The following is a 9,388-nucleotide window of genomic DNA, read 5'->3' as shown; positions in this document are numbered from 1 at the left end:
TACTTGAGGTTGTCTTTTAATTTAAATTGTAAGGATAAAAGAAAAAATGGAACAGGTAATACAGTATCCAGATGAATTGAGGAAGTATGAGTTTCTTGAAGAATTGCCGGCTGCCAAAGTTCTGGAATGGGCTTTTAAAGAATATGGGAAAAGAGCTGCAATAGGCACAAGCTTGCAGAAAACAGGCACTGCTATAATCGACATCACTTCCAAAGTCGTAGATGAATTTCGTGTTTATTTTGTTGATACGCTCTGCCATTTCAAGGAAACATATGAGCTTCTTGAAGAGATTGAGAAAAGATACAATATAAAAATTGAAAGATATACACCTGATAAGGAAAAGCTCGAAGAGCTGCAGAGAGAGTTTGGCCAATTTCCCTATTACTCTAAATTTGGACGAAGCCGATGCTGCAGAATAAAAAAGGTTGAACCAAATGAAAGGGCACTGAAAACCCTCGATGTATGGATAAGCGGGCTTCGTTTTGATCAATCAGAATTTAGAAAATCCAATGCAAGAAAGGTAGAAATAATAGAAAGGGAAGGCAGAAAAATCTTGAAAATAAATCCCCTCTACGATTGGACAGAAAAGGATGTAGATGAATACATAAAAAAGAACAATGTTCCCTATAACAAACTTTACGACTATAAATCTCCATATGGAGAAGTGTATAAAGTAATCGGTTGTCAACCTTGCCATATTCCAATCTTCCCAACACGGCACAAGAGGGCTGGTAAATTTCCTTGGGAATGCGGCGAAAAAGAATGCGGCATTCATATCGACGGAAGCGGCATCTGATATCAATACAGCTTACAAAACAAAAGGTTTGAAATCTTCTTGAAGAGAATTCCCACAATGTGATAGATTTGACTAAAAATCCTGCTCATAAAAAAGCTTGAAATTTAAGCTTTTTTGAGGCTCTATGAATGAATGATTACAAGTCCTCCTTTTTTGCTTCATCTTTAAGATTTTTCATAGAAAAAAGACGCTTTTTTGTAATTGCCATAGCTATCCTGCTTTTTTTAATCATTTTGAACCTGCCTCTTCCGCAAGGATTAACTTCTGAAGGCAGAAGCGCCATAGCGGTTTTTGTTCTTTGTCTTACCTTTTGGGTAACAGCCGTAATCCCTCTTCAAATAACAAGTCTGCTCGCAATAGTTTTGCTTCCAGTTTTAAATATAATGACAAGTTCTGAAGCATATGCGCTTTTTGGTAATAAAGCAGTTTTCTTTATATTAGGAGCATTTATTCTTGCTGCCGCAGTGATGAGTTCAGGACTTTCAACACGTCTTGCACTGCTTGTACTAAACCGTTTTGGTAATTCACCTCTTCAGCTTCTTTCCTCTCTCTTTCTTGTTACTGCTTTATTCAGCCACTTTATTTCAGAGCACGCCGTTGCAGCAATGATTTTCCCTATCACTCTTGAAATTGCTAGAGAGTTGAAACTCCAACCGTCAAAAAGCAGTTATGCAAAGGCAATCTTTATTGCCCCTGCTTGGGGATGTATAATTGGTGGTATAGGAACATTTTTAGGAGGAGCAAGAAATCCTTTAGCGGTCGAGATATTATATGAATCAACAGGCAGTTACATAGGTTTTTTCGAATGGATAAAAGCAGCATTTCCAATAGTATTTATCAATCTCCTCTTCGGATTCTTGATTCTTTTACTCTTCTTCAGAATTGATATAAAAGACACATCACCTGCTAAGAAGAATTTGGAAAAGAAAATAAAAGTGTTGGGGAAGATGACCCAAAGGGAAAAGCTGATTTCAATTCTTATGTTAGCCACTATAACAGCTTGGATGTTTTTCAGCAAAACAATTGGTATTGCAAATATAGCCATTATTGCAGTTGTATTGGTATTTCTCTTTAAACTTGCTAAATGGAAAGATGTTGAAGAGAATGTAAATTGGGGAATTATATTGATGTATGGAGGTGCTATCTGTCTTGGCTTTGCACTTGAAAAAAGCGGTGCAGCACTTTGGATAGCCAATTTTTTTATCGGAAATTATATAAAAAGTCCTTTTTGGTTAATTGTCATTATTGCCGCTGTCTCCCTTTATCTCACTGAAGGTATAAGCAACTCTGCAGTCGTTGCCATTATGATGCCTCTCGGGATTAGTCTTGCAAAACAATTTGGCATAGATGCCCGGGTAATGACATTCGCAATAGCCATTCCATCAGGACTTGCTTTTTGTCTACCTATGAGCACACCGGCAACGGCAATAGCTTATTCATCAGGCTATGTAAATATCAAAGATATGGTATTACCCGGTTTTATCCTTACAATAATATCACTTTTAAATGTTATTCTTATATCAAAAATCTATTGGCCCTTTATAGGACTTATTTATTGATGGAAGAAAAACTTAAAAAAATAATGCTTATTCTCTCGTCAACAAGGCAATCACCAAGAGCTGTCGATTATGCCATTGAAAAAGCAATTGAGAATAATGCAGAAATTGAAATTCTTTTCATCATCGATGTCAATATCCCCGACCTCGTTTTTGAAAAGATGCGAGAGACAGACCTTTTGCCTGAAAGACAATCAAAAGAACTTTATGAAACAATATTGAGAGAATACCGGCAAAGAGGATATGCATTGATAGAAAATATAGAAGCACAAATGAAAAATAAGGAAATTTCATATTCCGTGTTTATTGAACGAGGAGATTTTGCAGAAGAAGCTTTAAAGAAAATCGAAGAAGTTTTACCGGATCTTGTAATTCTGACAAGAAGCAAAAAATCTAAAATCTCAAGATTCATTTACGGCTCATCCGTAGATTATCTCATTCGGAAATCTCCCTGTAAAATAAGGATTGTAGAAGAATAACAAAATGACAAAATACAAAATCCCTTATAAAATCGGGGAAAAAAGATATTAAATCATCGAAATCTATTGACAGGCAAGGATTTCAGACTTATAATTTTATTAGAAATTCACCCTTACCACTAACCTGAAAAGGAGGTATCATGAACAAAGGAGATCTTGTAGCAGAAATGGCTAAAGCAGCCAATATCTCCAAAGCAGCAGCAGAAAAAGCTTTAAATTGTTTTATTGATTCAGTTACTAAAAGTCTAAAAAAGGGGGACAAAGTTACTTTAGTAGGGTTTGGCACATTTGGAGTATCAAAAAGAAAAAAGAGAAAAGGCAGAAATCCGCAAACAGGAAAAGAAATTGTTATTCCGGCAAGGAAGGTTCCAAAATTCAGTCCGGGCGCAGCATTAAAGAACAAAGTAAAATAAAAAGTGTCAACATCAACCTTTTTGGTAAGGGTGAAAATTTGGAGGGGATGAAAAAATCATCCCTTCTTTTTTTACCCTACTACATTATATTCACGAATTCTAAAATTAGCGCCCACTGACTCAGCAATGTTTTTGCACTTTTCAATATCAACTTCCTCTAAAGACACAACAGTCAATGTTACATCAGGAATAAATCTTTTTGCCTCCTTAGCAAATTTAATGATCTCTTCATATGCCTTTGGACCGAATTCCGAGGGACAGAGTTTTTCATAAACTTCCGCATTATGAGCATTGAGGCTGATTGATATTCTGTCAACCAGTCCTTCAAGTTCAGGAATTATATTTCTTTTATGGATTAAATTTGCTTGTCCATTTGTGTTTATCCTTACTTTTCCTCCTTTTGCCTTTACCCACTTTGCAACTTCTTTTACTATTGCCAATCTAATCAATGGTTCTCCATATCCGCAAAAGACAATTTCATCATAATTTTTAGGATTCCCGATTTCTTCGATAATTCTTTCTGCTGATGGCTCTTCTCCAAGTTTCAAAAGATGTCCCTTTACAATAGGGTCTTCTTCGCGGCGGCAAAAGACACACTTATTGGAACAGCGATTTGTAACATTCACATAAAGCGAATCTCTTATCCTGTAGGTTATGACAGATTGAGGATTTACGACACCAAGAGAAAAGAGCGTGCTTGCATTTAAAGATGTTACCCTCGCTACATCGCTATTGGATAATCCTTTCAAAAGGGCAATCTCATCGATTATGTATGTGAGAAATGAAGGCTCGTTTCTTTTACCCCTTACCGCTTGAGGAGCAAGATATGGACAATCTGTTTCAAGGACTATTCTCTCCATAGGGACTCTCTTTATGACTTCACGAATGGCATTCGACTTTGGATAAGTGATAGTACCTCCCACGCCAATAAAAAATCCATTATCAAGAATCGTTCTGGCAAAATTGTAATCTCCTGAAAAACAGTGGACAACTCCGCCTGCAATTCCTGCTTCTTCGGACTCTATTATTTCTGAAAGACGACTGTAAGCATCCCTACAATGGATTACTAATGGCTTATTAAGCCTCTTCGCAATATCTATAAAACGAATGAACGATTCTTCCTGTCTTTTGCGCGTTGAATGATTGCGGTAAAAATCAAGCCCTGTCTCGCCAACTGCCACAGCAAGTTTATCCCTTTTGAGGATTTCTTCTATCTCCCTAAAATACTCCTCTTTGGCATTGTCTGTATCATGTGGATGAATCCCGGGAGTAAAAAAAACTCTTTCCTCTTGTTTTGCAATCTTTGCATTTTCTCTTGTCGATAGAATATCAGCAGAGACGGTTATTATTACTTCAACTCCCTTTTCTCTTGCCCTTTTCAATACATCTGGAAGGTCATCTTTGAAATCTGGAAATGAAAGATGGGAATGTGTTTCTATTATCATCTTACTTTTGCGCCGTTTTTTACGACTCCTTCAGGTGTAATGATGGCAAGAGTTTCATCATCACTTGCGGCAAGAAGCATCCCCTGAGATTCAATTCCCATAAGCTTTACCGGTTTTAGATTTGCCACAATTACTATCTGCTTTCCTTCAAGTTTCTCTGCATCATAATGTTGTGCAATACCCGCTACAATCTGTCTAATACCATCTCCATCATCGACTTCAAGTCGAATAAGCTTTGAAGATTTGGGAACTTTTTCAGCCTTTACTATTGTTGCAACTTTCAATTTCAACTTTGCAAAATCATCGATTGTTATCATTTCTTCCTCTTTTCCTTCTTTTTCTTCACCATCAGCCTTCTTCTTTTCATCTTTTTCGATTCTTGGAAAAAGAGCTTTCAGTTTTTCAACTTTAATCTCTCCCTCAACACTCCACAGCTTGGCAAAAGTTATTGGTGCAAGATCAATGATATTGCCTTTCATACCTAAGGATTTCCACATTTCATTAGATTTTGCCGGCATATAAGGATGAATCAATACTGTACATATCTTGAGGCATCTAAAGATGATATTCAGCGCTTTGTCCAGCTCTTCATCGTCTCCTTTCTTTGCCAATGCCCACGGAGCCTTATGGTCTATATATTTATTGACTTCATTTAAAAGGAGCCAGAGTGAAGAAAGCGCTTTGCTGAAGGATAAAGAATCCGTATAGGTTGAAAATTCTTCATAACTCTTAAGCGCTTTTTCACACAATTCTTTTTCCACTCCCTCTGCAAAGGCAGACTCATCTGTAGAAGGTAAAATTCCTTTTCTATATTTATGAATCATCGCAAGAGAGCGTGAAAAAAGGTTTCCTAAATCGTTTGCAAGGTCTGAATTGTAGCGGTGGATAAGAGCTGAATGGGAGAAATCTCCGTCAAGTCCAAAGGGGACTTCTCTCAACAGAAAATAACGTACTGTATCAACGCCAAATTCTTTTGCAAGATGATTTGGTTCAACTACATTCATCAGAGATTTCGACATCTTTTTTCCGTCAATGGTCCACCATCCATGGGCAAATACCTTTTTAGGAGGTTCAATATCTGCCGACATCAAGAATGCAGGCCAATAGACAGAATGAAATCGAAGGATATCTTTGCCGATTACATGAATATCACATGGCCACATCCTTTTGAATTTCTCCTCATCATCAGGGAATCCTGCTACAGTTAAATAATTGATAAGAGCATCAAACCATACATAAATTATATGCTCATTGTTTCCGGGCACTGGAATTCCCCAACGAAATGATGTGCGGCTGATGCTCAAATCACGCAGTCCCCCTCTTACGAAACTTATAATTTCATTCCTTCTCGATTGCGGCTCAATAAACTCCGGGTTTTTTTCATAAAATTCAAGTAGCGGTCTTTCATATTTTGAAAGACGAAAAAAGAAGCTTTTTTCTCTCAATTTTTCAGTCTTTCTGCCGCAATCAGGGCACTTGCCGTCCTGAAGCTGCATCTCTGTCCAAAAGGTTTCACAAGGAGTGCAATACCAGTCTTCATAATAACCTTCGTAGATATCTCCCTTAGCTGAAATTCTCTTGAATATTTCCTCCACTGCGCGCTTATGACGCTCTTCTGTTGTCCTAATAAAGTCATCATTTCTTATGTTCAAAGTTTTCCATAGCGATTTAAACCTCTCCACAACCCTATTTGCCAATTCTATCGGCTTTTCTCCCTTTTCCGTAGCCGCCTTTTCTACCTTCTGCCCGTGCTCATCTGTGCCTGTGGAAAATAGCACATCATATCCTTGAAGACGTTTAAAACGGGCAGCTACATCGCAGGCAATCGATGTATAGGCATGTCCTATATGCGGAACATCATTGACATAATAAATTGGCGTTGTTATATAAAATTTTTTAGTCATTTCTCTTCTTCCTATTCCTTCTTTTCAGTTGAAAGACAATATATCCTGTCGTCTATTGAAGACAAAATAATTTCCTTTGACCCATCATTATCAATATCACCAACAGCTGGAGTTGTCCAGATAGGAGCCCGTGAAATAAACTTCCATAAAAGTGCTCCTGTATCTGCCTCTATACAATACAGCGATTTATCAATAGAACCAACAAGCACCTCTTTTTTGCCGTCATCATAAAGCTCAGCCACACGGGGCGCTGAAATATTCGCACTTTGAGTCTTGAATTTCCATATCAATTTTCCATCACTTCCGTTAAGACAATATACAGAATTATCCCATGCAGTAAAAATTATTTCCAGATCATCTGTTCCCACAACATCCTCAACAGCCGCTCGGGCAGTAATATTGTCATCTGCCTCAAAGCTCCAAATCTTCTCACCTTTTCTGCCGTCAATACAGTAGAGATTGTTATCACAGGAACCAAAAATCACTTCCTTGGTTCCATCACCTGTAATATCTTTGACAACAGGAGTTGAAAGTATCTGGTCTCCTGTTTTGAATTCCCAAAGATTCTTTCCATCCTCTCCACGAATGCAATACAAATTTTTGTTCTCACATCCTATCAATATCTCACTTGTATCATCATTATTGACATCTTCAATTGCCGGCGAAGAAGATATTTTTGCAGGCAATTCAATTTCCCAAATCACGCTTCCATCCTTGCCGGAAAGGCTGAATAGACTGTAGCCCGCTGCAGCTATTACATTCATATTGCCTTCACCTGCCGCCTGAAGCACCACAGGTGTGCCAAGTATGTCATCTTTTGCGCGGTAAGTCCAGACAAGCTTCCTTCTTTCACCCAAGAGGCAATAAAGTGTATCGTCTATAGACCCTATCAGGATTTCCTTCCCTCCAACTCCCAATACATCATCGACAGCTGGTGTGGTAAATACTCCCTCTTCTGCTTTAAACCTCCATAAAAGAGAGCCATTCCTTCCATCAAAAGCATAGAGGAATCCCCTTGCATTTGCTGCTACTACATCAAGTATCCCATCATAGTTTACATCGCTTAGTACTGGCGAGGGCTGAACCAAATAGAATTCATTTACGCTATATAGTGATTTTTTCCATACTTTTTTGACGGTTACATCAGGAGATATTACCTTAATCTTGGTGCATCCCCCAAATGCAATAATCAACAAAAAAAATAATAGAAACAGCTTATTCGATTTTTTGAAAACATTTTCAGAAAGCATCATTTACAGCATCCTTTATATTGTCCACTTCAATTATTTTAATAGAATTTTTCACTGCCAGCGATTTCATATTTGCTGAAGGGACAAAAATTCTTTCAAAACCGAGTTTTTCTGCTTCGTTTATCTGAAGCTCGATCCTGTTAACAGCCCTGATTTCGCCAGTAAGACCAACTTCTCCAGTAAACACCGTTCTTTTTTTTACCGGCTTATCTCTAAAAGAAGAAATAATTGCAATAACAGTGCCAAGGTCTGCAGACGGGTCATCAATCTCGGCTCCGCCCACAACATTTATAAATATATCCTCCTGTGAGAGACGCATTCCTACCTTCTTTTCAAGGACAGCAGTAAGGATCGATGTTCGTCTTGCATTGAGCCCCTTAGTAACTCTTTGCGGTATCCCAAAAGAGCTATGCGATACAAGCGCCTGTACTTCTAGCAATATAGGCCTTGTCCCCTCTATTGCACATACAACAGCAGACCCTGCAACCTCCTCACTCTTTTCCGAAAGGAAAATGCTTGAAGGATTTTTTACTTCTACCATACCTTCCTCACGCATTTCAAATATTCCAATCTCATTCGTCGAACCAAAGCGGTTTTTTGCTGTCCGCAGAATGCGGTAATAGTTACCACTATCCCCCTCTATATAGAGCACTGCATCAACGATATGCTCAAGTACTCTTGGACCTGCAATACTGCCATCCTTAGTTACATGTCCAGTAAAAATCACGGGCATCCCCATAGATTTTGCAAGAAACATCAATAGCCCTGCTACTTCTCTCAATTGTGACAAACTGCCAGGTGATGAAGGAAGTTGTGATGTATATACTGTTTGGATAGAATCAATGACAACTGCATTGGGCTTTATCTTTGTTATATGGTCTTTTATGATTTCATAACAGTTTTCTGAAAGGACGAGAATCTTTTCAGCTTTAAGCCCCAATCTTTCGGCTCGAAGTTTTATCTGCGAAGGAGATTCTTCTCCTGAAATATACAGACAGTTAAGCCCGTTTTCTGAAAGTGCATCGAGGGCTTGCAAAAGGAGAGTTGATTTCCCTATACCCGGACTTCCACCAATAAGAATGGTCGAACCAGAAACAAGGCCGCCTCCCAAGACTCTGTCAAATTCTCCGATACCGGTTTTTATCCTTGCCTCTTCATTTTGCTTAATATCTCTAAATGAAAGAGGTTTTGATTTTGAATCCAAAGAAGGAAGTTTAAAGGTAGTGCGTCGAACAGATGTTTCCCTTTCTTCAACAAAACTATTCCATTCGTTGCAGTCAGGGCATTTACCCAGCCATTTAGCCGACTGATATCCACAGGATTGACATTGATAAAATTTTCTTTCCTTCATTACCGCAGTCTTTCAGCTTCCCTACTGATTGAAAAATGTCTTTAAAAGAATATTGTAAGGCAAGATGCTAAGATTGTTGAAGTTATTTGTATCGAAGTGAATACTACAAGTCAAGATTGATTGTTCATACTTTTGATTGTTCAACTCTTCTTTATACTATATCTTCTCTTTCATTAGTATAGTGCGGTCTTACT

8 protein-coding genes are annotated in these 9,388 nt (G+C 38.1%); 4 read left to right on the top strand and 4 right to left on the bottom strand.

Annotated features, from left to right (window positions below; all coding sequences use genetic code 11):
* Window positions 1–46 precede the first annotated feature (46 nt).
* The 4 genes from D6734_09135 (at window position 47) to D6734_09120 (ending at window position 3,244) form a co-directional block, all read left to right on the top strand.
* On the top strand, window positions 47–796 hold the full coding sequence (locus D6734_09135; protein ID RMF93853.1) for a phosphoadenylyl-sulfate reductase: 750 nt from the start codon (window positions 47–49) through the stop codon (window positions 794–796).
* Window positions 797–924: 128 nt separating this feature from the next.
* Window positions 925–2,355, top strand: a complete 1,431-nt coding sequence (locus tag D6734_09130) for a DASS family sodium-coupled anion symporter (protein ID RMF93852.1) — start codon at window positions 925–927, stop codon at window positions 2,353–2,355.
* Entirely contained in the window at window positions 2,355–2,831 is a 477-nt protein-coding gene (locus D6734_09125; GenBank protein RMF93851.1) for a universal stress protein, read from the top strand. Before D6734_09130 ends, D6734_09125 begins: the two co-directional genes overlap by 1 nt.
* A gap of 140 nt (window positions 2,832–2,971) precedes the next feature.
* Complete coding sequence (locus tag D6734_09120) at window positions 2,972–3,244, top strand: HU family DNA-binding protein (GenBank protein ID RMF93850.1); 273 nt, start codon at window positions 2,972–2,974, stop codon at window positions 3,242–3,244.
* 71 nt (window positions 3,245–3,315) lie between these two features.
* Here the strand turns inward: D6734_09120 and D6734_09115 are convergent, their stop codons facing one another.
* The 4 genes from D6734_09115 to radA are packed head-to-tail and all read right to left on the bottom strand — an operon-like array spanning window position 3,316 to window position 9,194.
* On the bottom strand, window positions 3,316–4,689 hold the full coding sequence (locus tag D6734_09115; protein ID RMF93849.1) for a YchF/TatD family DNA exonuclease: 1,374 nt from the start codon (window positions 4,687–4,689) through the stop codon (window positions 3,316–3,318).
* Complete coding sequence (gene metG, locus D6734_09110; GenBank protein RMF93848.1) at window positions 4,686–6,593, bottom strand: methionine--tRNA ligase; 1,908 nt, start codon at window positions 6,591–6,593, stop codon at window positions 4,686–4,688. Before metG ends, D6734_09115 begins: the two co-directional genes overlap by 4 nt.
* 11 nt (window positions 6,594–6,604) lie before the next feature.
* Window positions 6,605–7,846: a hypothetical protein gene (locus D6734_09105; GenBank protein RMF93847.1), complete on the bottom strand. Its 1,242-nt coding sequence runs from the start codon at window positions 7,844–7,846 to the stop codon at window positions 6,605–6,607.
* A complete protein-coding gene (radA, locus tag D6734_09100) occupies window positions 7,833–9,194 on the bottom strand; it encodes a DNA repair protein RadA (GenBank protein RMF93846.1) in 1,362 nt (453 codons plus the stop codon). The genes D6734_09105 and radA overlap by 14 nt, the downstream gene beginning before the upstream one ends.
* Between the last annotated feature and the right edge of the window lie 194 nt (window positions 9,195–9,388).

The organism is Candidatus Schekmanbacteria bacterium (genome assembly GCA_003695725.1).
Lineage (GTDB): Bacteria > Schekmanbacteria > GWA2-38-11 > GWA2-38-11 > J061 > J061.
The sequence above is the reverse complement of the archived record's forward strand: the minus strand, read 5'-3'. Positions and strand labels throughout refer to the sequence as shown.